19 protein-coding genes and 2 tRNA genes are annotated in these 23,332 nt (G+C 68.3%); 5 read left to right on the forward strand and 16 right to left on the reverse strand.

Annotation, left to right across the window (positions count from 1 at the left end):
- Window positions 1-9: 9 nt before the first annotated feature.
- The 3 genes from rapZ to AC57B5_RS24930 are packed head-to-tail and all read right to left on the reverse strand — an operon-like array spanning window position 10 to window position 3,591.
- Window positions 10-912, reverse strand: a complete 903-nt coding sequence (gene rapZ, locus AC57B5_RS24920) for an RNase adapter RapZ (protein ID WP_012207220.1) — start codon at window positions 910-912, stop codon at window positions 10-12.
- 4 nt (window positions 913-916) lie between these two features.
- Window positions 917-2,692: a DNA repair protein RecN gene (gene recN, locus AC57B5_RS24925; RefSeq protein ID WP_013800868.1), complete on the reverse strand. Its 1,776-nt coding sequence runs from the start codon at window positions 2,690-2,692 to the stop codon at window positions 917-919.
- 2 nt (window positions 2,693-2,694) lie between these two features.
- Window positions 2,695-3,591 carry an NAD kinase gene (locus tag AC57B5_RS24930; RefSeq protein WP_012207218.1) on the reverse strand — a complete coding sequence of 299 codons (897 nt, stop codon included), beginning with the start codon at window positions 3,589-3,591 and terminating at the stop codon, window positions 2,695-2,697.
- A gap of 30 nt (window positions 3,592-3,621) precedes the next feature.
- Between AC57B5_RS24930 and hrcA the strand changes: the two genes are divergently transcribed.
- From hrcA to AC57B5_RS24945, 3 genes are all read left to right on the forward strand, one after another.
- Complete coding sequence (gene hrcA, locus AC57B5_RS24935; RefSeq protein WP_012207217.1) at window positions 3,622-4,626, forward strand: heat-inducible transcriptional repressor HrcA; 1,005 nt, start codon at window positions 3,622-3,624, stop codon at window positions 4,624-4,626.
- Window positions 4,627-4,693: 67 nt separating this feature from the next.
- Window positions 4,694-4,772: transfer RNA gene (locus AC57B5_RS24940), tRNA-Ile, on the forward strand.
- Window positions 4,773-4,949: 177 nt separating this feature from the next.
- A tRNA-Arg gene (locus AC57B5_RS24945) sits at window positions 4,950-5,026 on the forward strand.
- 74 nt (window positions 5,027-5,100) lie between these two features.
- Here AC57B5_RS24945 and AC57B5_RS24950 read toward each other — a convergent pair.
- The 5 genes from AC57B5_RS24950 to AC57B5_RS24970 form a co-directional block, all read right to left on the reverse strand.
- On the reverse strand, window positions 5,101-7,470 hold the full coding sequence (locus AC57B5_RS24950) for a CHASE2 domain-containing protein (protein WP_496400544.1): 2,370 nt from the start codon (window positions 7,468-7,470) through the stop codon (window positions 5,101-5,103).
- Between the two features lie 27 nt (window positions 7,471-7,497).
- A complete protein-coding gene (locus AC57B5_RS24955) occupies window positions 7,498-9,285 on the reverse strand; it encodes a FecR family protein (protein ID WP_013800871.1) in 1,788 nt (595 codons plus the stop codon).
- The gene (locus AC57B5_RS24960) at window positions 9,282-9,995 is read right to left on the reverse strand and encodes a response regulator transcription factor (protein ID WP_012207214.1); all 714 of its coding nucleotides are present in this window, start codon (window positions 9,993-9,995) and stop codon (window positions 9,282-9,284) included. The genes AC57B5_RS24955 and AC57B5_RS24960 overlap by 4 nt, the downstream gene beginning before the upstream one ends.
- A 94-nt stretch (window positions 9,996-10,089) precedes the next feature.
- Entirely contained in the window at window positions 10,090-11,382 is a 1,293-nt protein-coding gene (locus AC57B5_RS24965) for a tryptophan--tRNA ligase (protein WP_043825000.1), read from the reverse strand.
- A 75-nt stretch (window positions 11,383-11,457) separates the two neighbouring features.
- Window positions 11,458-12,135, reverse strand: coding sequence for a site-2 protease family protein (locus tag AC57B5_RS24970; protein WP_496400545.1), 678 nt, complete (start codon window positions 12,133-12,135; stop codon window positions 11,458-11,460).
- A 176-nt stretch (window positions 12,136-12,311) separates the two neighbouring features.
- On the opposite strand from AC57B5_RS24970, the gene AC57B5_RS24975 reads away from it, so the two are divergent.
- Entirely contained in the window at window positions 12,312-13,673 is a 1,362-nt protein-coding gene (locus AC57B5_RS24975; RefSeq protein WP_496400546.1) for a methyl-accepting chemotaxis protein, read from the forward strand.
- Between the two features lie 119 nt (window positions 13,674-13,792).
- On the opposite strand, the gene AC57B5_RS24980 is transcribed toward AC57B5_RS24975, so the two are convergent.
- Window positions 13,793-14,437, reverse strand: a complete 645-nt coding sequence (locus AC57B5_RS24980) for an L-threonylcarbamoyladenylate synthase (protein WP_012207210.1) — start codon at window positions 14,435-14,437, stop codon at window positions 13,793-13,795.
- A 25-nt stretch (window positions 14,438-14,462) separates the two neighbouring features.
- On the reverse strand, window positions 14,463-15,326 hold the full coding sequence (locus tag AC57B5_RS24985; RefSeq protein WP_496400547.1) for a 3',5'-nucleoside bisphosphate phosphatase: 864 nt from the start codon (window positions 15,324-15,326) through the stop codon (window positions 14,463-14,465).
- 212 nt (window positions 15,327-15,538) lie between these two features.
- On the opposite strand from AC57B5_RS24985, the gene AC57B5_RS24990 reads away from it, so the two are divergent.
- Window positions 15,539-17,326: a methyl-accepting chemotaxis protein gene (locus AC57B5_RS24990; protein WP_496400548.1), complete on the forward strand. Its 1,788-nt coding sequence runs from the start codon at window positions 15,539-15,541 to the stop codon at window positions 17,324-17,326.
- Window positions 17,327-17,384: 58 nt separating this feature from the next.
- Here AC57B5_RS24990 and AC57B5_RS24995 read toward each other — a convergent pair whose 3' ends face one another.
- The 6 genes from AC57B5_RS24995 to AC57B5_RS25020 form a co-directional block, all read right to left on the reverse strand.
- The gene (locus AC57B5_RS24995; RefSeq protein WP_013800877.1) at window positions 17,385-18,047 is read right to left on the reverse strand and encodes a DUF799 domain-containing protein; all 663 of its coding nucleotides are present in this window, start codon (window positions 18,045-18,047) and stop codon (window positions 17,385-17,387) included.
- Between the two features lies 1 nt (window position 18,048).
- On the reverse strand, window positions 18,049-18,423 hold the full coding sequence (locus tag AC57B5_RS25000) for a DUF4810 domain-containing protein (protein WP_063328200.1): 375 nt from the start codon (window positions 18,421-18,423) through the stop codon (window positions 18,049-18,051).
- Window positions 18,420-19,100, reverse strand: coding sequence for a CsgG/HfaB family protein (locus tag AC57B5_RS25005; protein WP_279211915.1), 681 nt, complete (start codon window positions 19,098-19,100; stop codon window positions 18,420-18,422). Before AC57B5_RS25005 ends, AC57B5_RS25000 begins: the two co-directional genes overlap by 4 nt.
- 97 nt (window positions 19,101-19,197) lie before the next feature.
- Entirely contained in the window at window positions 19,198-20,916 is a 1,719-nt protein-coding gene (gene recJ / locus AC57B5_RS25010; protein ID WP_065345782.1) for a single-stranded-DNA-specific exonuclease RecJ, read from the reverse strand.
- A 10-nt stretch (window positions 20,917-20,926) separates the two neighbouring features.
- A complete protein-coding gene (locus AC57B5_RS25015; RefSeq protein ID WP_063328199.1) occupies window positions 20,927-21,925 on the reverse strand; it encodes a hypothetical protein in 999 nt (332 codons plus the stop codon).
- Window positions 21,926-21,991: 66 nt separating this feature from the next.
- The gene (locus AC57B5_RS25020; protein WP_496400549.1) at window positions 21,992-23,317 is read right to left on the reverse strand and encodes a sulfatase family protein; all 1,326 of its coding nucleotides are present in this window, start codon (window positions 23,315-23,317) and stop codon (window positions 21,992-21,994) included.
- Window positions 23,318-23,332 lie beyond the last annotated feature (15 nt).

A 23,332-nucleotide genomic window follows, 5' to 3' on the forward strand; every position in this document is an offset into this window, starting at 1 on the left:
GCCTGGCGCTCAGACGTCGTGCGCAAGCAAGTCGGCAGGCTTGAGCGTGGGCCGGCTGTCCAGCGAGCGGTGCCGGCACAGCGTGGGCCAGCGCGGGGCAAAGTGCCGCGCCAGTTCCTCGACCAGGAAGACCGAGCGGTGCTGGCCCCCCGTGCAGCCGATGGCCACGGTGACATAGCTGCGGTGGTTGCTGGCCATCATGTCCAGCCAGGACTCCAGGAACTGCTGGATGTCTCGGCGCATCTGGTCCACGCCGGGCTGCTGGCGCAGGAACTCGGCCACGGGCGCGTCCATGCCGGTCAGCGGGCGCAGCTGGGGCTCGTAGTGCGGGTTGGGCAGCATGCGCACATCGAACACATAGTCGGAATCCGAGGGCAGGCCGTGCTTGAAGCCGAAGGACTGGAAGACCAGGGTCATCTGGCCCACCGGGGCCGCAATCAGCTCCTTGATATAGCTTTGCAGCTGGGACGAGCGCAGGTGGCTGGTGTCGATGACATGCGACTTCTCGCGCAGGTCGCCCAGCAGCTCGCGCTCGGTTTCTATGTCCTGGACCAGGGCGCGGCGGCCTTCGGCGACCGGCCCCTGCGACAGCGGATGGCGGCGCCGGGTTTCGGAGAAGCGCCGCACCAGGGTGCCCGTGGTGGCGTCCAGAAAGACCAGGTGGGGCACGACGCCCTGGCGCTGCAGCCGTTCCAGCTGGCCGGGCAGGTGGGGCAGTCCGCCGGCGCTGCGCGCATCCATGGCAATGGCCACCTTGTTGCTGTGGCGGCCGTGCTCCAGTTCGACGAAGGCGGACAGCAGCTCGGGGGGCAGGTTGTCCACGCAGTAGTAGCCGGCATCCTCCAGCGCATGCAGGGCGACGGATTTGCCCGATCCGGACATCCCGGTGATCAGCACGATCTCAAGCGACATGGCATCAGCCTCCATTGGTGTTGCGCGCGCCGTTGGCCGCGCGTCCCGGCTTGGACCGTGTGCGGTCGGCATCGGCCTGGGGCCGCTGCCGGCCGGCCCGTCGCGGGGGTGGGCGGGGTGCAGGTGCCTGGCGCGCCATGGCCAGCATTTCGCGGGCATGGGCCATCGTGGTTTCGGACTGGCGCTCGCCACCGAGCATGCGCGCCAGCTCGGCCTCGCGTGCGGCGCTGTCCAGCGGCTGCACGGTGCTGAGCGTGCCTTGCCTGGCGCGCTGCTTGGCCACCAGGTAGTGCTGGTCGGCGCAGGCGGCAACCTGCGGCAGATGGGTGACGGACAGCACCTGCCGCGATCGGCCCAGTGCGTGCATGAGGCGGCCCACGGTCTCGGCAACGGCGCCGCCCACGCCCGAGTCCACCTCGTCGAAGATCAGCGTGCCGGCCTCGCCCAGCTCGCTGGTGGTCACGGCGATCGCCAGCGAAATGCGCGACAGCTCGCCGCCCGAGGCCACCTTGGCAATCGGCTTGGGACTGGCCCCAGGATGGCCGGCAACCAGGAAGGCCACGCTGTCCACGCCAAAGGCACCAGGGGAGTCGGCCGTGGACAGGGCGGCCTCGAACAGGCCGCCTTCCATGCCCAGGCCCTGCATGGCCTGGGTGATGGCGCGCGACAGGCGCGGCGCGGCCAGGGCGCGCTGCTGCGACAGCACCCGGGCGCTGGCCTGGTAGTGCTGCTGCGCCGATTGCTCGGCCGCATGAAGGGCCTCGATGTCCACGGCGGCGTCCAGCTGCTGCAGCTCCTGGCGCCATCCGGCCAGCAGCGCGGGCAATTCATCGGGCGTGCGGCGGTAGCGGCGCGCCAGCTGCATCCACAGCGACAGGCGCTCATCGAGCTCGGCCAGGCGCTCGGGGTCCAGGTCGGCGCGGCGCAGATAGCTTTGCAGCGAATGGCGCGCATCCTGCGCCTGGGCCATGCACGAGGCCAGCACGTCGGCAATGTTCTGGAAGTCGGGCTCCAGGTGCTCCTGGTTCTGGATCAGGTGGCTGGCGCGGCCCAGCGGAGTGATCACGCCGGCCTCGTCGTCCTCCAGCATCTGCAGCGTGGTCTGGGCGGTGTCGATCAGGGTCTGGGCATGGGACAGGCGCGTGTGCTGGGCATTGAGCTCGTCCCACTCGTCGGCCTGCGGGGCCAGCTTGTCGAGTTCGGTGATCTGCCACTGCAGCCGCTCGCGCTCGCGCTGCAGGCTGTCCTGGGCGGATTGCGCATGCTGCAGCGCCTGCCGGGCCTGGGACCAACGGCTCCAGCAGCCCTGGACCTCGCGGCTGTCGATGCCCGCATAGGCATCGAGCAGGGCGCGCGCCGCATCGGGCCGCGTGAGGCTTTGCCAGGCATGCTGGCCGTGGATGTCGATGAGCTGCTCGCCCAGGGCGCGCAGCTGCGTGGCCGTGGCCGGCGTGCCGTTGATCCAGGCGCGGCTGCGGCCCTGGGTGTCCACCGTGCGCCGCAGCAGCAGGCTGCTGTCCTCGCAGGCCAGGCCTGCGGCCTCCAGCCAGGGGCGCAGCCGCGCGCAGCCGTCGAACTCCACGCAGATGTCGGCCTGGGTGCAGCCTTCGCGCACCACGTCGGCGTCGGCGCGGGCGCCCAGGGCCAGCTGCAATGCGTCGATCAGGATGGATTTGCCGGCGCCGGTCTCCCCGGTCAGCACGGTGAAGCCCGCATGCCAGTCCAGATCCAGGGCCTGCACGATCACGAAGTCGCGCAGAACGATGCGCTTGAGCGCCATGGTCAGGCGCCTCCCTCGTTCCAGCCCAGTTTCTTGCGCAGCGTGGCGAAGTAGTTCCAGCCCTTGGGGTGCAGAAAGCGCACGCTGTGGTGGGCGCGGCTCACGAGGATGCGGTCGCCGTGCTGCAGCGAGGCCAGGGACTGCATGTCGAAATTGGCGCTGACATCGCGCCCGGCCACGACCTCGATCGTGACCTCGTTGGCATCGGACAGCACGATGGGGCGGTTGGACAGGTTGTGCGGCGCAATGGGGGCCATCACCCAGGCAGGGATGGAAGGGTGCATCATCGGCCCGCCGGCGGACAGCGCATAGGCCGTGGAGCCCGTGGGCGTGGCCACGATCAGGCCGTCGGCGCGCTGGTTGGAGACAAAGCGGCCGCCCACCTCGATGCGCAGCTCCACCATGCCCGATGTGCCGCCGCGGTTGACCACCACGTCGTTCATGGCCAGGGCCTCGAACACGCACTGGCCGTCGCGGATCACGCGGGCGCACATCAGAGGACGCAGGTCCTCCTCGTATTCGCCCTGCAGCATGGGCGTGAGCGTGGCCTCGAAGTCCTCCAGCGCGATGTCCGTGACAAAGCCCAGGCGGCCCTGGTTCACCCCGATCAGGGGCGTTCCGTATTGCGCCAGGTGCCGGCTCACGCCGAGCATGGTGCCGTCGCCGCCGACGACCAGGCCCAGGTCGCAATGCCTGCCCAGGCCATCGACATCGAGGGTGGGGTAGTCTGTGAGCCCTGCGTGCAGGGCCGATTGGGTATCAAGCACGACTTCGCAGCCCTGGCGCCTGAGGAAGTCCGCAATGCGCTCAAGCGCGTTGCTGGCATTCTCGGACGGGGCGCTTGCGCTGGGAGCGTGGTACTTCCCGATCAAGGCAACGTGGCGAAACGTGGACGTCATTTCTGGAAATTACATCATTAAAATCATCACATGCTCGACGAACGTGCCAAGTTGTTGCTCAAAGCGCTGATCGAGCGTTATATCGCTGACGGCCAGCCTGTGGGCTCGCGAACCCTGTCGCGTGCGTCGGGGCTTGAATTGTCGCCTGCCACGATACGCAATGTGATGGCTGACCTCGAAGACCTGGGGTTGATCATCAGCCCGCACACCTCGGCGGGCCGCATTCCGACCGCCCGGGGCTACCGGCTGTTCGTGGACACCATGCTCACTGCAGACCGTGCCGATATCGTGACGCCCGAGCTCGTGCCCGAGCAGCCGCAGAAAGTCATCGCCAACGCCGCCAACCTGCTTTCCAGCCTTTCCCAGTTCGTGGGCGTGGTGCTGGTGCCGCGCCGCACCTCGGTGTTCAAGCACATCGAATTCGTGCGGCTGTCGGAGCGGCGTTTTCTGGTCATCATCGTATCGCCCGACGGTGACGTGCAAAACCGCGTCATCTTCACCGACGTGGACTACTCGTCCTCGCAGCTGATCGAAGCCTCCAACTTCCTCAACAGCCACTACGCGGGCCTGGCCATGGAGGAGGTGCGCGAGCGCCTCAAGGGCGAGGTGGAGCTGCTGCGCGGCGAGGTGGCCACGCTCATGCAGGCGGCCGTCAACATCGGCACGGAGGCCATGACCAGCGCCCAGGAGGACGTGGTCATCGCGGGCGAGCGCAACCTGCTGTCGGTCAGCGATTTCTCCAGCGACATGGGCAATCTGCGCCGCGCCTTCGACCTGTTCGAGCAAAAGACCCAGATCCTCAGGCTGCTGGATTTTTCCAGCCAGGCGGAAGGCGTGCGCATCTACATCGGCGGTGAAAGCCAGGTCGTGCCTTTCGAGGAGCTGTCCGTGGTCAGCGCGCCCTACGAGCTCGACGGCAAGGTGGTGGGCACGCTGGGCGTGATCGGGCCCACCCGCATGCACTACGACCGCATGATCCAGATCGTGGACATCACCTCCAAGCTCGTCAGCAATGCGCTGAGTCACAAGCGCTGAGTCCTGCGGGTTAGGCTCTACAATAGTTGTTTGCCATGGCCTGCATCCGTGCTGCCTTGGTGAATCAGGGGCCTTAGCTCATGCTTGGTTAGAGCAGCGGACTCATAATCCGTTGGTGCCCAGTTCGACTCTGGGAGGCCCTACCATCCATTGGTATGAAAAGCCTGCCGCCTTTCCGGGCGGCAGGCTTTTTTGCTGGGCGCACGGCGCTGCATGGCGATGCCATCGCCCGGTTGCCAGGAAATGCGGTCGCCGGGTTTTTTGCAGAAATATGGCGCTTTTGTCCGGGAGCCCCAAAACCCGCTGCTACAATGCGAAGCGTTGCGGCTGTAGCTCAGCTGGATAGAGTACTTGGCTACGAACCAAGGGGTCGTGGGTTCGATTCCTGCCAGCCGCACCAAAAAACGCAAAGCCCTGAAGTTGAAAAACTTCAGGGCTTTTTCGTTTTCTGCATCCGCATCCCTGAGATGCCAGTCAGGCCTGTTCCGCTTTCGGCAGCGCGATGCTGAAGGCGCTGCCCTGGCCGGGCGTGCTTTCTATCTCAAGCTGCCCGCCATGGCGGGCGGCCACGGTGCGCACAAAGGCCAGGCCCAGGCCCACGCCGTCGAGGTGCTGGTGATGGTCCAGGCGCTCGAACGGCTGGCTCAGCCGGGCGACGGCCTGCCCATCCATGCCGGGCCCGTGGTCCCGGATGGTGATGCGGCAATGGCCTGCGTCCTGCCGCAGCAGGCATTGCACCGTGGCGAGGTTGGCCTGATCTGCGCGCGCTCCGTACTTGATGGCGTTGCCGATCAGGTTGACGGCCGCGCGGTGGAGCATGCCCGCATCGCCCAGCACGGGGCATTCCTGTTCGGGCAGGTGGAACTCCAGCTGCACGTGGGCCGCAGAGGCCTGGGCCCAGCAGCTTTCCACGGCCTGGTCCAGCACCAGGCCCAGGTCCAGCCGTTCCCGGCGCAGCGCCTGCTGCTGGGCGCGTGCCAGGTGCACGAAATCGTCGGCCAGCTGCAGGGAGGCCTGGGCATAGCCTTCGATGCGCGGCAGCAGGAGGCCGAGGTCGGGCGCCTGTACGGCGCCGCGCTGCATCTCCAGCAAGGTGATGATGGATGCCACGGGCGCCCGGATGTCGTGCGAGATGAACTGCATGGCCAGGTCGCGCTGGGCCTGGGCGCTGCGCAGATCGCTGATATCGACCAGGGTGATCAGCCAGCCCGTGGTGGGCGGTGCCTCGAAGGTCTGGGTCAGCAGCATCAGGCTGCGTCCCATGGGGTCGCGCCCCTCGCTGCTGGGCGGCAGGCCGTGGGTGGCAAGTACCTCGGGCGTGAGCAAGGGCTGGCCGGCGGATGCGCCGGCTGCCGTGTCCAGTGCCCGCAGACCATCGAGCAGCCGGGGCAGGGCATCGCCGGCCCTGAGGCCATGCCCCAGGCTGCGTGCATAGGCGTGGGCTGCGGCATTGGCCAGCAGTACATGGCCCTGCCGGTCGCAGACAAAGGTGGGCGAGGGCAGCTGGCGCAGGCTTTCGCTGACGAAATGGTGCAGGGCGCGCAGTTGGCGCGAAGCCTGCTCCACGGCCGCGATGCGCTGGTCCAGCAGGTCGCCGCCCAGGCGCAGCGCGGTGGGCAGGCCCTGCCCCTGCAGGTCGCGCAGCTCCAGCGCCAGAAAGCGCGCGGCGGCGCGCAGGCGCAGCCAGCTCCATAGCGGATAGGCCAGGGCCAGGCCCAGCAGGCCGGCTGCAGGCGCCGTCTGCACCTGCCACAGGCGCGGTGCAAGCCCGGCCAGCGAAAGGCAGGCCAGGGCCAGCAGCGCGCAGGCCAGCATGCCGCCCGACGGGCCCAGCCAGGCCAGGGCCAGCAGGGCCAGCAGCACGGCTGCCGCATTGAGCGCGCGGTTGAGCGTGGCCGACGCGGGATGCACATGCGATCCCTGTAGGCTGCCGTTGAGTACATGGGCCAGCATCTCCACGCTGGAGATGGGCCGCGCGCTGGTGCCCAGCGGTGCGGTGAAGCGGCTGCCCAGGCCGGTGGCCGTCGTGCCGATGAGCACGTATTTGCCGCGGAATGCCGCTGCAGGAATGCGGCCGCGCAGCACGTCGATGTAGGAATAGGTGGTGAAGGGCGAGCGGTCCCTGGCGCCTTGCTCCGGCCTGGCCTGTGCAAAGGCAATGATCTCCTGCTGGCGGCGTTGCCAGGAGAGTGAGTCGGAGTCCATGGGCGGCACGGGCTCCGGGCGGGCGCATGCGCGGCCGTTCTCGCCCACGCAGTGCAGGGCCAGCGCCATGTGCCACCAGGGCTGCTGCGCACTGCCTTCTATGGCATGGAAGCCACGCACCGCGCCATCGGCGTCCACGGGCAGCTGGGTATGGCCCAGCGCCGCTGCCGCCTGTGCGAAGGCCGGCAGCGGACCGCTGCCTGGCGCCACGGGCAAGACGGTGCGGCCGCTGCGCTGCAGAACGCGTGCCAGCAGCAGGTCGTCGCCGGGGTAGTCCAGGTCTTCCTCGCTGAGCATCACGTCCAGGCCTATGGCGCGCGGCGGTGCCTGGCTGATGCGCTCCAGCAGGCCGGCGTGCAGTGCGCGGCGCCAGGGCCAGCGGCCAATGGCGTCGATGCTGGCATCGTCGATGGCGACGATGACGATGTCCTGCGATGCCTTGGGGCGGTGCAGCCAGCTGGCCGTGTCCTGTACGAAGCCGTTGATGCGGTCGAGCTGCCCGTCGCCGCTGAGCCAGAACACCAGGGACAGCAGGCCCGCCGCCAGCAGCAGCCAGTCCCGCCGCAGTCCACGGCCACGCGCAGGCGCTGGCTGCGCCGGCGTGGCGGGGCTGTCAGGCGGGGGCGGCTGGGTGGACAAGCGCGGTCAGGGAATGAACGGGCACGGCTACTGGCGCTGCAGGCGCTCTCCGTTGCCCGAATGCATCATCTCGCCGCTGGCGTCGACGATCCAGCTGCCGGTGCGGAATTGGCGCGCGGCCGAGAAGTCGCTGCGCAGGCCGTTGGCATCCTCGATCTGCAGGCGCAGGTAGTAGCTGCCTGCGGGCAGCTCCTCGGTGCTCCATTGCGGCTGGTCGGTCCAGAGGTCCACCAGCGGCGCGGTGAACTCCTGGTCGCGCGCCACCATCACGTGGTAGCGCTGGCCGGGCTCGCCGCTCCAGCGGATCTGGCGGCTGCCTTCTGCGGGGCCGTCACCCATCTGCAGCGCGCTGGCCGAGGGCTGGGGAGGAACGGCAGCCAGTTGCATGGCCTGGGCTGCGGCAAACGGGCCCTGGTCGGGCTGTCCATCGGCCAGCGTGCGAATGCTGGCGGCACGCCAGAGATAGCGTCCGGCCGGCAGGCGGGCCAGCGTGGTGGCGGGCAGCGTGCAGTCGTTCAGGTCGCGTGCATCGATGGCGGGCTCGGCAAAGCCGGCCTGCGCATCGGCAGAGACGACCTGGATGCGGTAGCGCGCGGCGCCCACGACCTGGGTGCATTGCAGGCTGGCGCGGCCCAGGCCCACGGTGGCGTCGGCCTGCGGTGATTCATACAGCGGCGGCACGGGATGGGCCTTGACGCGCAGGGCGCGGCGGCTGGCGGCGCCCGGAATGCCCTGGGCATCGATGCCGCGCAGGGACAGCACGTAATCGCCGTCCTCCACGCCCGCCAGGCGAAGCGGCGATGCCGTGGCCTGGAAGCTGGCGCTGCGCAGCACCTGCGTCATGTCGGCATCGCGCGACAGCTGTAGCTGGTAGCGCACGGCGCCCGGCAAGCCAGGCAGGGGCAGGCTGATCCAGTTGGCGTCTTCCGCCAGCGCGGGCCACGCCGTGATGTCGGGCGCACCCAGCATGGGGCGGGGCTCGCCTACGCGGCCATTGGCGGCCACGGCCACGCCCTGGCCCGGGCGCAGCAGCGCATCGCCAGTGTTCGCGCTTGAAGCGTCGGAGCCCACGGCGACGGTGCCTTCATCGACGGCGGCTGCCGTGCTGCCGGCGGCATCGGCCTGGACCAGGAAGCGGGTGCCGCGCACGCTGGTCGATGCAGCGGGCGTGCGGATCTCGAAGCGGCGCTGTGCGTTGCCGGGTTCGGGCGGCACGGAGGCCTCGACGCCGCCCTCGCGCAGGTCCAGTACGGACTGCAGGCTGCCGGCACGGCCTTTGCGGCGCATCTGGCGCAGCACCACATCGGACTGCGACTGCACGCGCACCAGCGAGCCATCGGCCAGGCGCACGGCGACGAATGCGTCCGGGGCCAGCTGCAGGCGCTCGCCTTCCTGCAGCGTCTGTCCCTTGCGCAGGGGCTGGCCCGCATCGTCTCCGGCCGCGCCCTGCGTATCGGCCAGGTGGTCCAGCGGGCGCGTGCTGCGCGCATCGCCCTGCACGAATTCCACGGAGGCCACTGCGGCGCGCAGCAGGCGCACGGGGATCTCCAGCACGGAACCTGGCCGCAGGCGGTAGGGATTGGCCACGCCGTTGTGCTGCTGCAGATCGGTCCACTGGCGGGCATCGCCCAGGTAGCGGGCCGCCAACTGCTCCAGCGTGTCGCCGGCGACGACCCGGTGCGCCATCGTGTCGCCGTTGCGGCCCACGGGTTTGATCTGGGCCTGCGCGCCGCCCAGGCCAAGCAGGCCGAGAGCGGCCAGCATGCAGGCCCGCGATACGGGCCTGCCCAGGGCGGCAGGCATGTGTACGGTCATGATGCCTGCTGCAGCGCCTGCAGCGCTGCGTCGGGCACATCGAGGCGATAGCCATAGCCGTACACGGCACTGATGGCGTAGGGCTGTCCAGCGCGCAGGTTCAGCAGGGCGCGCAGGCGCGAGATATGCGTGTCCAGCGAGCGCGACTGCACTTCGGCGTTGTGTCCCCACACGGCTTCGCGCAGGTGCTCGCGCGACAGCAGCCGGCCCTGGTTCTGGAACAGGGTCAGGGCCAGCGTGTACTCGCGGTGCGTCACCTCGATGGGCTGGCCGTGCATTTCCAGGCTGTTGGTGGTGGTGAGGAAACGGTAGGGGCCGAACTCCAGCACGCTTTGCGTGTTCACCGGATAGGCGCGGCGCAACAGGGCGGCCATGCGCGCGCGCAACTCGGCATGGCGCACGGGCTTGACCATGAAGTCGTCGGCGCCGCAGGACAGGCCCTCGACGATGTCGGCCTCTTCGCTGCGGTGGGTGATGATGAGGATGGGCAGCTCGCGGCTGACATGGCCACGCGCCCATCGCACCAGGTCCGTTCCTTCCATGTCCGGGAGGTGCCAGTCCACGATCAGCAGGTCGAAGCTCTCGCGGCGAAGCTCCAGTTGCAGGGCCGAGCCCGTCTGGTAGGTGTGGCAGCTGTGGCCCGTCTCCAGCGCGACCTGACGCAGCATCTCCAGTTGCAGCGGATCATCGTCCAGAGCAGCTATACGCATCCAAATGTCCTTTCACGCATGCGCCGCAATCCCGGCGCCGAGCCCGCGGGCAAGACTGCCCGCAAATAGGCGGTTTCTAAAGCGAAGCTTACCCTTACTCTGCGGCATCGCGCAGTTGCTGCAGGGCGGCCAGCACCAACTGGGGGTCTGCGGGCTGCAGCCGGGGCTGCAGTGCGGACAGGGCCGCCTCGCCTTCCTTTTGGAGCTGGCCAATGGCCTGGCCGGCTTCCTTGGGGGCGTCGAAGCCCAGGCTTTGCAGCAGCAGCTGGCCGTCGGCGGCGACGAGCTTGAAGTAGAACTTGCCGTCGGCTTCGCGGTATTGCTTGAACTGGGGCAGGGCCTGCCTGGCGGCTTTGGCCTTGGCGGCCACGGGCGCCTGTGCCAGGCTGCGCAGGCCGACGGCCGAGCGCAGTTCGCGGATCAGGGGCAGGGTCTCGCGGCGGGCCTTGGCGGCGCCGGCCTGCAGGATGTCCTCCAGCTCGGCAGGGTGGGCCACCAGGTGCTCGTAGCGCTCGCGCATGGGCGCCAGCTCGCGGTCGATGCGCTCGAACAGCTGCTGCTTGGCGTCGCCCCAGGCAATGCCTTCGGCGTACTGGCGGCGCAGCGCCTCGGTTTCCTCTTCGCTGGCAAAGCCCTGGTAGATCTGGAACAGGGCCGAGCCCTCGACTTCCTTGGGCTCGCCGGGCGTGCGCGAGTCGGTGGTGATGCTGCCGATGAGCTTGCGCAGCTGCTCGCGCGAGGAGAACAGCGGGATGGTGTTGTTGTAGCTCTTGCTCATCTTGCGGCCATCCAGGCCGGGCAGCGTGGCCACGTTCTCCTCGACCTGCGCCTCGGGCAGCGTGAAGAACTCGCCGCCGTAGATGTGGTTGAAGCTGGAGGCCATGTCGCGCGTCATCTCGATGTGCTGGACCTGGTCGCGGCCCACAGGCACCTTGTGCGCATTGAAGGCCAGGATGTCGGCCGCCATGAGCACGGGGTACATGAACAGGCCGGCGGTCACGCCGTCATCGGTCTCGGTGCCGTCCGCGTGGTTCTTGTCCACGGCCGCCTTGTAGGCGTGGGCACGGTTGAGCAGGCCCTTGCCGGTCACGCAGGTCAGCAGCCAGCACAGCTCGGGGATCTCGGGAATGTCGGACTGGCGGTAGAAGGTCACATGCTCGGGGTCCAGCCCCGCCGCCAGCCAGCTGGCCGCGATCTCGATGGTGGAGCGCTGCACGCGTGCCGGGTCCTGGCATTTGATCAGGGCGTGGTAGTCGGCCAGGAAGTAGAAGTTCTCGACCTCGCGCGAGCGGCTGGCCGCGATGGCCGGGCGCAGCATGCCGGCATAGTTGCCGAGGTGCGGGGTTCCGCTGGGAGTGATGCCGGTGAGGAAACGGATGGTGCTCATGACGGGAGGCTTCGACAGGCAGGAAAGAAAAACAGGGAGCCGCAGAGACAGCCGGTGGACCGTTCTGCAGCGCGTTCAGCGCAGCAGCGCGATCAGCGGGGTCAGCGCGAAGTCGATCACGGCGTAGCCCAGGTCCATCAGCGGGCGAAGCCACATGCTGCCGACCACGCCGGCGATGACCAGGCCCATGACGATGAAAAAGCCCCAAGGCTCGATGCGCGCCACCCACTGCGCCTGACGCCAGGGCAGCAGGCCGACAAGGATGCGGCCACCGTCCAGCGGCGGCAGCGGAAACAGGTTGAATGCCCACATCACCAGATTGACCAGGATGCCGGCGCGGCACATTTCTATGAAGAAGCGCTCGCCCACGCCCGATCCCACCAGAACCACCAGCAGCACGCCCCACAGCAGGGCCTGCACGAAATTGGAGGCCGGGCCTGCCAGGGCCACCCAGATCATGTCGCGCTTGGGGTTGCGCAACTGGTCGAAGCGCACGGGCACGGGCTTGGCGTAGCCGAACAGAAAGGCGCCCGAGGTGGCGAAGTACAGCAGCAGCGGCATCAGGATGGTGCCGATGGGGTCGATGTGCTTGATGGGGTTGAGCGTGATGCGTCCCATCATGGCGGCCGTGTTGTCGCCGAAGTGGCGCGCGGCATAGCCGTGGGCTGCCTCGTGCACCGTGATCGCGAAGAGCACGGGCAGGGCATAGATGAGTACGGTCTGGATGAGGTTGGAGATGTCCACGGCGGGCATTGTCTCAGACGCTGGCCACCCTTGCCGCTGGCAGCCGCCAGAGCCCGTGCGCTGCGCTCTGGCCGCGTAGATATGGTGGTTTCCCGCAGATTGGCAATGTCCCATTCTGTGTTGCAAAATGAAACACCGATGAGATGATTCCCTCAACAGGTTTTTCACCAAGGCCCTCGGGCCATATGTACAAGAGGTGGCACGTGGGCGTACTGGGCTTGGGCAGGCTGCCGATAGGCTGGCGGCTGGTGATTGCGTTCGGCGGTATCAATCTGCTGGTCTTCACGATGATGGCGGTCACGGTGTTTTCACTGGGGCAGGCCGAACAGGCGCTGGCGGCCGGGGGAGCGACCACGGTGGCCGAGCAGGCGCTGGTGCACACGCGCTGGTGGGTGCTGGGGCTGGGGGCTGCCGTTTGCGTGCTGGCCCTGGTGGCCTGGTTCAGCCTGCGGCGGGGAATCGTGCAGCCGCTGGGCCAGGCCATCCTGATTGCCGAGACCGTGGCGGCCGGTGATTTGAGCCAGGAGTTCTCGACCGAGCTGCAAGGCGACTTCGGCCGCCTGCTGGGCGCGCTGGGCACCATGGAGGACACGCTGACCGAGCTGGTCGGCCGCATCAAGCAGTCCACCGATTCCATCGGCCTGTCGGCTGGCGAGATCGACGCCGGCAACTCCGACCTGTCGCGCCGCACCGAGGCCCAGGTCTCGGCGCTGGCCCAGACGGCGGCCAGCATGGAGCAGCTCACCGCCACCGTGCGCCAGAACGCCGACCGCGCGCATTCGGCCAGCGGCCTGGCCGTCGATGCCTCGTCCACCGCCAAGCGCGGCGGGGCCGTGGTGAGCGAGGTGGTGCAGACCATGGAGGCCATCAGCGGCAGCTCGCGCAAGATCGTGGACATCATCCAGGTCATCGAAGGTATCGCCTTCCAGACCAATATCCTGGCGCTCAACGCGGCCGTGGAGGCGGCGCGTGCGGGCGAGCAGGGCCGGGGCTTTGCCGTCGTGGCCAGCGAGGTGCGCAGCCTGGCCGGGCGCTCGGCCGAGGCCGCCAAGCAGATCAAGGAACTGATCACCACCAGCGTGCGCCAGGTGGAAAGCGGAGCCGGCCTGGTCAACCAGGCGGGCGCCACCATGCAGGAAATCGTGGGCGCCGTGGGCCAGGTATCGGGCCTGCTGGGCGAAATGTCGCAGGCGCTGCGCGAGCAAAGCGAGGGCATCGCCCAGGTCAACGCGGCCGTGGGCCACATGGACAGCGCCACCCAGGAGAACGCAGCCCTGGTGCAGCAGGCCTCGCGCGCGGCCTCGGCGTTGAGCGAGCGCGCCCAGGATCTGGAGCAGGCGGTGGGCGCCTTCAAGCTCGATGACGAGCCAGAGTCTGCGGCGGGCGCGGGGTTCTCGGCAGCGCAGGCCAGGCCCGCGCTGGCCCCGTCCGTTGCCGTGGCGCCCACAGTAAGTTTGCCAAGTTCTCCAAGTTCGCCAAGGCCGCCGCAGCGTACGCCGACGCCTGCGGCCCGGCCGCTGCGGTCGCTGGAATTGGCGCAGCACTGATCTGCATCTCTCTCGTCAGCGTCCCTTCACAACACAAACGCCGGGCTTGCCCGGCGTTTGTCTTTCATGCGGTGCGGAGCATAGCCCCTGCTCGGGCCATCTTCGCCAGGCCATCTTCATCAGGCCATCTCAAGGCCCAGGGCGTCCAGGCTGCCCCTTCCCTGGCGCACCACGGTCGGCGGATTGCCCAGGGCCATGGGAACCAGGTCGATCACGGTGGTCGGCTCCGAAGGGCAGGCGCCTGCATCGACGATGGCGTCAAGCTCGTGGGGGAAGCGCTCCAGGATGGCATCCGCGTCGTGCAGGGCCTCGGTCTCGCCCGGCGGGATCAGCGTGGTGGCGATCAGCGGCTCGCCCAGTTGCTCCAGCAGCAGCTGCGTGCCCTTGCGGTCCGGCACGCGCAGGCCGATGGTCTTGCGCGACGGATGGCTCAGGCGCTTGGGCACTTCCTTGGAGGCTTCCAGGATGAAGGTGTACGGCCCCGGCGTGGCCAGCTTGAGCAGGCGGTACTGTCGGTTGTCCACGCGCGCATAGCTGGACAGCTCCGACAGGTCGCGGCACAGCAGCGTGAGATGGTGCTTGTCGTTGATCTGCCGGATGCGGCGAAGCCGCTCCACCGCAGGGCGGTCGTCCAGATGGCAGACCAGCGCGTAGCTGGAATCCGTGGGAATGGCCAGGATGGCGCCCTGGCGCAGCATGTCGGCGGCCTGCTTGATGAGACGGGGCTGGGGATTGTCGGGGTGGGCTTCGAAGCGTAGGACCATGGTGTGCGTTGTTGGCGGGAGGAGCTCAGGCCAGCTGTATGCGCTCGCCCAGCAGTTCCCATACCGGCGTCAGCTGGCCCGGCAGGTAGGGCAGGTCGCCCAGATCGGTGTGCGATTCCTCGGGGCTGTGGAAATCGCTGCCGCGCGATGCGGCCAGGCCGAATTCGCGCGCCATGTCGGCATAGATGGTGTATTCGCTGGGCCGGTGGCTGCCGGTGACGACCTCGACGCCCTGGCCGCCATGGGCCTTGAATTCGGAAAACAGCGCGTATTCCTCGTTGGCGGTGAGCGCGTAGCGGGCCGGATGGGCGATCACCGCCACACCGCCGGCCTGCGTGATCCAGCGCACGGCGTCGGCCAGGCGGGCCCAGGTGTGGGGCACGTAGCCGGGATGGCCTTCGGTCAGGTAGTGGCGGAACACCTCGCCCGTGTCGCGGCAGCGGCCCGATTCCACGAGAAAGCGTGCGAAATGGGTGCGTGAGATCAGGCCGGGATTGCCAGCGAAGCGCAGCGCGCCTTCGTAGCTGCCTTCGATGCCGGCCAGCTCCAGCTGGCGGGCCATCTCACGGGCGCGTGGGCCGCGCCCGTCGCGCGTGGCGTGCAGCCCTTCGAGCAGGGCGGGGTCGTCCGCGTCAAAGCCCAGTCCCACGATGTGCACGGTGGCACCTGCAAAGCTCACCGAGATCTCGGCGCCCGTCAGGTAGTCCATGCCGCAGGCGCGCGCGGCGGCGGCGGCGCGGTGCTGGCCGCCGACTTCGTCATGGTCGGTCAGCGCCCACAGCTGCACGCCCCGGGAGGCGGCGCGTTCGGCCAGTTGCTCCGGCGTCAGCGTTCCATCCGAGACCACGGAGTGGCTATGCAGATCGGCGTTCAGATAGGACTTGGGCACCGGTCCATTGTAGGTGTCGGTGCTTTTCCGAGCCGGGCAGTGCGGCTGGGGGACTTCCCTGAGTGCGGGTTAACAGGCCTCAATAGTGACGGATGCATGACGATGATCAGCCAGGCGCCGTCAAGGGTGGACAAGAATGGTTTCCGGAGCGATGGGCGGCAGGGGCGCCATGGCCTGGCTCCGGCATTGTTATAAAAAAGATCGGTTTTTCCATGAATCTGAATCAAATCACGGTCGCCCAGAAGCTGTGGGCCCTGGTGCTGGGACTGCTGGTGAGCATGCTGGTGGTCAACGGCGGCATCTTGGTCTATCTGCACGGGGTCAACGAGAAGATCAACACCGATGTGATGACCGCGCAAAGCGGCGCCACGCTGGCGCGCGAGTGGCGGCATCTGACGCAGATGAGCGTGGAGCGCTCCATCGTCGCGGCCATGTCGCCCGACGAGACGCTGGCCGCACAGCAGCGCGCGTTGATGAGCAAGGGCATAGAGCGCATCAACGTGCTGCAAAAGCAGGTGGGCGACCTGCAGCTGGGCACGCAGTCCAAGCAGGCGCTGGACGCCGTGGCGGCCGAGCGCCGCGAGACGCTCAAGGCCAACTCGGCGGCCCAGGAGGCGCGCAAGGCCAGCGATTTCGCCACCACGTTCGACATCGTTGAAAAGCAGCTGCGCCCGGCGGCCGAGCGCTACAACAGCGCGCAGGAAGCCTTCGTGCAGCAACTGGAGCGCCAAAGCGAGCTGGGGCGCGAGGAAGGCGTGGCCCATCGGCGCCAGGCGTACTGGATCGGTGCGCTGGCCAGTGCGGTCATCGTGGCCCTGGGCCTGTTCATGGGGGTGGCCATCATGCGGTCGATCACGCGGCCGCTGGACCAGGCCGTGGCCCTGGCCGACGGCATTGCCGCAGGCGACCTCACGGGCTCGGTGCAAAGCAACCGGGGCGATGAGCTGGGCCATCTGCTGGGCGCACTCAACGGCATGGCGCAGCGGCTGCGCGGCGTGGTGGGCGAAGTGCGCTCTGGCGTGGAGTCCGTGTCCACGGCCTCCAACCAGATCGCCAGCGGCAACCAGGACCTGTCCTCGCGCACCGAGCAGACAGCGGCCAACCTGGAGGAGACGGCGGCCAGCATGGAAGAGCTGACGGCCACCGTCACCCAGTCGGCCGACACGGCGCGCCAGGCCAACCAGCTGGCGGCCACGGCCGCACAGGCGGCCGAGCAGGGCGGTGCCGTGGTGGCCCAGGTGGTCACCAGCATGCAGCAGATCACGGACAGCAGCCGCAAGATCGCCGACATCATCGGCGTGATCGACGGCATTGCCTTCCAGACCAATATCCTGGCGCTGAACGCCGCCGTGGAAGCGGCCCGCGCTGGCGAGCAGGGCCGGGGCTTTGCCGTGGTGGCGGGCGAGGTCCGTTCGCTGGCCCAGCGCAGCGCCGAGGCGGCCAAGGAAATTAAGCTGCTGATCACCACCAGCGTGGACAACGTGCAGTCGGGCTCGAAGCAGGTGGAGCAGGCGGGGCGTTCCATGGAGGAAATCGTCTCCAGCGTGCGCCGCGTCAGCGACCTCATCGGCGAGATCACGGCCTCGTCCACCGAGCAGCGCGACGGCATCGGCCAGGTCAACCAGGCCGTGACCCAGCTCGACCAGATGACCCAGCAGAACGCGGCCCTGGTCGAGGAATCCAGCGCGGCTGCGCTGGCCATGCAGGACCAGGCGCGGCGCCTGTCCGAGGTGGTGGCGGTGTTCAAGCTGGGGCAGGAGGGCAGCGCACTGGCGCCGGCCAGGGCACACATGCCGGCCACCGCAGCGGCACGCCGGCCGGCATCTATCGGTGCAACCGGTGCAACTGCTGCGGTGCGCCCTGCGCCTGCGGCACCCGTCCGTCCAGCGCCGGCCGTGCGCAATGCACCGGCGCCCCAGAAGATCCAGCAGCCCGTGGCGAAGGCCCCCGCCAGGACAGCGGCCAAGGCCGGGGCGGACGACGACTGGGAGACCTTCTGACCGGGAGGAGCGGGGATGCAGGCCGGCGTGCAAGTCAGCGCCGGCCTGCAGGCCTTCGTCAGTTGCGCGGCTTGCCGTAGTCGGGCGAGCGCGGGCCTGGCAGCAGTCCGCGCTGCGCCATGGGCGACAGCAGGCGCTGGTTGGCGATGGAGGCGATCTGCACGCTGCGGTCGTTCATGGTGTCCAGGATCTGGTTGAGCAGTGCCGTCACCAGGATGCCGACCAGTCCGCCGCCTGAGCTTTGCCCTTCGGCGCTGGAGGCCGTGGCACTGCCATCCCACAGCTGGGTGCCGGTGCGCAGGTCCACCAGCCTGGCCTCCAGCGTGACCACCGAGGCGCTGCTGATCACCGCATAGCTGGTGCCGTAATTGCGGATGTTCAGGTACAGGGCCGCATCGGCGCCAAAGATTTCACGGAGCTTGGCCACGGGCAGTTCCTGGGCGTCGTCGGCGCTGACGATGCCGTTCTGGCGGAACATTTCCTCGGTGACAGCCACGGGCAGAACGTAGTAGCCGGCCTCGGCCAGCGGCAGCGTGATCTGGGACAGCACGCCCGCCGGTGCATTCACTTCCGGGGACTGGTTCAGCGCAGGCATGACCAGGATGGAGGCAGGCTTGGATGCCCGCAGCGCCGAATAGTCATAGGGCGCGGTAGTGGCGCACCCGGTCAGCGCCACGGTCATGGCAAGTGCCAGGGTCTTGATGTGATCGGTCAGGCGCATGTCAATTCTTGCGGGCCGTGAAGGTTTGCAGCAGCGTGTCCATGAAGGTGGCGGACTCGGGGAAATGCTGTTTTTCCTCGGCCAATTGCTCCACCGTCTTTTCGTTGTTGCCGGTCCGGGAATAGAGCATGGCCATATGGGCGCGGTAGCCGGGCGGCAGCGCCTTTCCCTCGGCCTGGACCTTCATGCGGGCTTCTTCCAGCTTGAGCAATTGGTCCTCGGCGCCGGTACTGCCGTCATCCTTGAGGTATTGGTAGACCTGGGGCTGGTAGTCATTCCAGGCATACAGCGGCTGGCGCGGCGCAGCGCAGCCGGCCAAAGTGGCGCAGATGGCCAGCGCGGCCAGGGCCGTTGCCGAATGGATGGGGCGCTTCATTGCGCGGGCTTCCATGCGCCGCTGTCAATGCCGGCCGCCAGCTTGTCCACGGCTTCGCGGATGGCCAGATCCAGTACCTTGCCGTTGAGCGTGGAGTCATAGCCGGCCGTGCTGCCGAATCCCACGATTTCGCGGTTCGACAGGCTGTATTCGCCCGCACCCTGCACCGAATAGACGACTTCGGAGGTCTGCACCCGGACGATGTTCAGGCTGACCTTGGCATAGGCCACCTGCTCCTTGCCACGGCCGAGCACGCCGAAGAACTGGCGGTCCCCGACCACCTTGCGGCCGAACTCGCTCACGTCGCCGGTCACGACATAGGTGGCGCCCTTGATCGCTTGCTCCTGCTTGTTGAAGCCCGCTTCCTGGCGGGTCTCGGACATGTTGTCGCGGTCCAGCACGCTGAATCGGCCGCTTTGCTGCAGGTGGGTTACCAAGATGGTTCTGGCCTGGCCACCGAGGCGATCGACGCCGTCCGAGAAAATGCCGCGCTGAAAGCTGGAGCGGTTGTCGAATTTGCCCACGGAAATGGGGCTGCGCGGGCCTTGATAGACGCTGGATGCAGAAGCGGGTTTGGCCGTTTCAAGCGTGCGCGATTGCTCGGTGGTGGCGCAGCCGGAAAGGCCGGCGGCCAGGGTAATGGCAATGGCCGTGCAAGGCCACAGGCGAGAGGTCATGAGTATTTCCCCGGTTTTCTTGGAATGAATTTGCAATAATTTGTTGCAAAAACCGGGGATATTAACCGAGGGGCACCGTGAATGGCGCCCCGGGTCTCTAGGACGCGTCCGAATGCACTCCCTCGATCAGGAATTGCACCTTGCGCTCTCCGCGCCATTCATTGATGTCCATGCGAAAGGCAATGCAGGCCGATGGCGGCAGCGGGTCGGTATGGCCGAACCAGATTCCGTCCACGGTTTCGCCCTGATGGCGCAATTGCAGTTTCAGGTGCTTTTCACCGACCAGGCGCTGTGACAGCACTTCCAGCTGTTCGCTGAAGGTGGGCGGGGCAAAGCCCTGGCCCCAGACCGCGAGATTGAGCTGCTCGACCATTTCGGGCTTGCGGAAATCCGGGTCCAGCGGTCCGTCGGTCTCTATGCGGCGCGTCAGCGTGGCCGCGTCCAGCCATTCCTGTGCCACCTGGGCCAGGGCCTTCTCGAACACCGCGAAACCGGCCTCGGCAATGGTGCAGCCGGCCGCCATGGCGTGGCCGCCAAAGCGCAGCAGCAGGCCCGGGTGGCGCTTGGATACCAGGTCCAGCGCGTCGCGCAGGTGAAAGCCGGGAATGGAGCGGCCCGAGCCCTTGAGTTCATGCTCGTGCCCCGGCGCGCCGCTGGCGGCGAAGACGAAGCTGGGCCGGTGCATGCGGTCCTTGATGCGCGAGGCCACGATGCCGACCACACCCTCGTGGAAGTCGGGGTCGAACACGCTGATGGCGGCCGGCGGCGTCATGCCGTCCTCGCACAGGCCTTCGGCCATGAGCAGGGCCTGCTCGCGCATGCCACCTTCCAGTTCGCGGCGTTCGCGGTTGATGGCGTCCAGCATCTGCGCCAGGTTGGCGGCGCGGCCCGCATCGTCCGTGGTCAGGCACTCGATGCCGATGGTCATGTCGGACAGCCGGCCTGCGGCATTGATGCGCGGGCCCAGGGCAAAGCCGAAGTCGAACGTGGTGGCTGCAAAGGCCTTGCGGCCAGCGGCTTCGAACAGGGCCAGCAGGCCCGGCTGCATCTGGCCACGGCGGATCTGCTTCAGGCCCAGGGCGACCAGGCGGCGGTTGTTGGCGTCCAGCCGCACCACGTCGGCCACCGTGCCCAGGGCGACCAGGGGCAGCAGGGCCTCCAGCCGGGGCTGATTGGCCTTGTCGAAGCGGCCGCGCGCGCGCAGCTCGGCACGCAGGGCCAGCAGCACGTAGAACATCACGCCGACACCGGCCATGGACTTGCTCTCGAAGCTGCAGCCGGGCTGGTTGGGGTTGACGATGGCATCGGCCAGCGGCAGGTGGTTGCCGGGCAGGTGGTGGTCGGTGACGACCACCTGCAGGCCCAGGGCCTTGGCCTCGGCCACGCCTTCGACGCTGGCAATGCCGTTGTCCACGGTGACCATCACCTCGGCGCCGGTTTCCTTGACGCGGCGTGCGATGGGCGGCGTCAGGCCGTAGCCGTCCACCACGCGATCCGGCACCAGGTAGCTGACCTCGGTCGCGCCCAGCATGCGCAGGCCGCGCCAGCCCACGGCGCAGGCGGTGGCGCCGTCGCAGTCGTAGTCGGCCACGATGCACAGGCGCAGGCCGCGTTCTATGGCGTCGGCCAGCAGCCGCACGGCGGCCTCCATGCCCAGCAGGCCGGAGGGGGCCAGAAGGCGTGCAGGGGTGTCGTCCAGTTCGTCGGCGGAACACACGCCGCGTGCGGCGTAGAGCTGGGCCAGCAGCGGATGGACGCCGGCCTGGCGCAGTGCCGAGGCCTGCTGCGCAGGGATCTCGCGGGGGATGATTTTCATGGGCAATGTGTCAGAGCATGCGGCCCAGGTCAGGCAGGGCGCGGGGGCCGAAAAGGCCCGTCAGCCTGTCCAGCCAGCGCGGCGGGCGGCTGCTCCATGCGATGGCATGGCGTTCGCCGCACAGCGTCAGCGTGAGCGGGTGGCCTGCGCGCACGCGCTCCAGCAGGCGGGCGATGAGCCCGGCGTCCAGCGCCTTCCAGGCCTCGCGCCACGCAGCGGGGTTGCCCTGCAGGGCTGCGGCGTGAAGGTCGTCCAGGCATTGCACGGCGGCCTTGGCGCCGGTGGCCGTGCCGGGCTGCAGGCGCCCGGCGCCGTGGACCCAGAAGGCGTTGATGGGCACCTGGCCGCGGGCGGCGCGGGCATCGTTGAAGACATGGGTGTAGAGCAGCATCTGCACCTCGCTTTGCAGGCGGTGCAGGGCGCGCGCCTGCTGCGCATCGGGCAGCCAGGGCCGCACGTCGCGGCCGATGACGCGGTCCATGGAGGCCGTGGCCAGGTCATCGAACAGCGCACCGCGCGCTAGCCAGCGCTGCGGCTGCTGGTACTCCAGCACGATGCCGTCGTCAGCGAACCAGGGCGCCAGCAGGGCCAGCAGCTGGCGGGATTCCTCATCGCTGAGGGGTGTGGTGGCGGGATCGCTCTGGTGGACCTGGTCTGCGCCTATGTGCCAGTGGCAGGGCGTGACATAGGCGCAGGCCTGCGCCGTCTCACCGGCCTGCCAGGCGGCCCAGGCAATCAGGCCCGGCGCATCGGGCAGGCCCAGCGAGCGCGCCAGGGCGCGTTCGTGGGGGGGAGAAAAATCCATCTCCGTGCCGGTCTGTGCGGGCGCGGGCTGCATCAGCGCCAGCAGGGATTGGAGATGGGGCAGCTCCAGTCCGCCCCAGACGGCCGCGACGGCAGCGTCATCCGCTGCATCCGAGGACGGACCGCCGGCATAGGGAATGATCCATTCGGTCGTTTCCTCCAGCGGGGCTTGGGTGGAGGACACCAGGGGCGCGGTCAAAAGCATGGCCGCTATTGTCGGGCATGGGGTGCCGCAGTGCCGGCGCCTCCGTTTTTCCCCTTGGAGCGCGGTTCAGCGCTGGGGCATGTCGCGGGCCGAAGAGACCAGGCTGACCGTGGCGTCCTCGGGGATGGGCGGCATGCCCTGGTTCCAGTCTTCCCAGGCGCTGCGCATGGCGGCCAGACGCTCGGGCGCGCGCACTGCCTGGTTGGCGCGCTCGCGCTCGTCGGCGGCAAGGTCGAACAGGTAGTCGATGCCGTCCACGCGCAGGTACTTCCAGTCGCCATCGCGCAGGGCACGTTGGCCCCGGTGCTTCATGCGCCAGTGCAGGGTGCGCGGGAATTCGGCATCTTCGGCGCGCAGCACGGGCAGCAGCGAGATGCCGTCCAGCGCATGGCCCTTTGGCGCCTGCACGCCGGCGGCATCCAGCACCGTGGCCGACCAGTCCATGCTCATGCAGTGCTGGGTGCTGCTGCGGCCGGGTGCGATCACGGCCGGCCAGTGCGCGATCCAGGGCACGCGTATGCCGCCCTCGGTCAGGTCCATCTTGCCGCCGACCAGGGGCCAGTTGTCGGAGAAGCGTTCGCCGCCGTTGTCGCTGGTGAAGACGATGAGGGTGTTGTCCAGCTGCCCGTTGGCGCGCAGCGCCTCGACGATCCAGCCTATGCCTTCGTCCATGTGGTGGATCATGCGGCGGTACTGGTGGATGTTGCCGCCGTCCAGGTGGGCAATGCCTGCGCCCAGCGCCTCGGCCGTGCTGCGGTCATCGCGCGTTTCCCAGGGCCAGTGTGGCGCCGTGTAGTGCAGGCTCAGGAAGAAGGGCGCATCGCCTTGGGCCATGCGGTGGACGAAGTCCACGCTGCGCTGCGACAGCAGGTCGGTCAGGTAGCCCTCGTCATGGTGCTCCTCCTCGCCCACCCACAGGTCGTGCTGGCCCGAGCTGCTCAGGTGGGTGAAGTAGTCCACGCCGCCCGACATGGGGCCGAAGTATTCCTCGTAGCCCGAGCGCAGCGGGCCGAAGTGCGGCGGGTAGCCCAGGTGCCATTTGCCGATCAGCGCCGTGCGGTAGCCCGCATCCCTGAGCATGGAGGCCACGGTGGGCATGTCCGGCGGCAGGCCCAGCTTCTCGCCCAGCGGCGTGCCGCGTGTCTTGCTGTTGATGGGCTCCTCGGCCGCACCGCGCAGGCGGTACTGGTAGCGCGCCGTGGCCAGGGCAAAGCGCGTGGGAGAGCACACGGGCGAGTTGGCATAGCCCTGGGTGAGCCTGAGGCCGCTGGCGGCCAGGCGGTCGAGCACCGGGGACACCGCTCCGAAGTCGGCCGCGCGGCCGCCGTAGCAGCCGAGGTCGGCATAGCCGAGGTCGTCGGCCACGATGAAAAGGATATTGGGACGGGACATGGACATGCGCTCTGT

Source organism: Delftia sp. BGA-UO-ETr-SB1 (assembly GCF_059567865.1).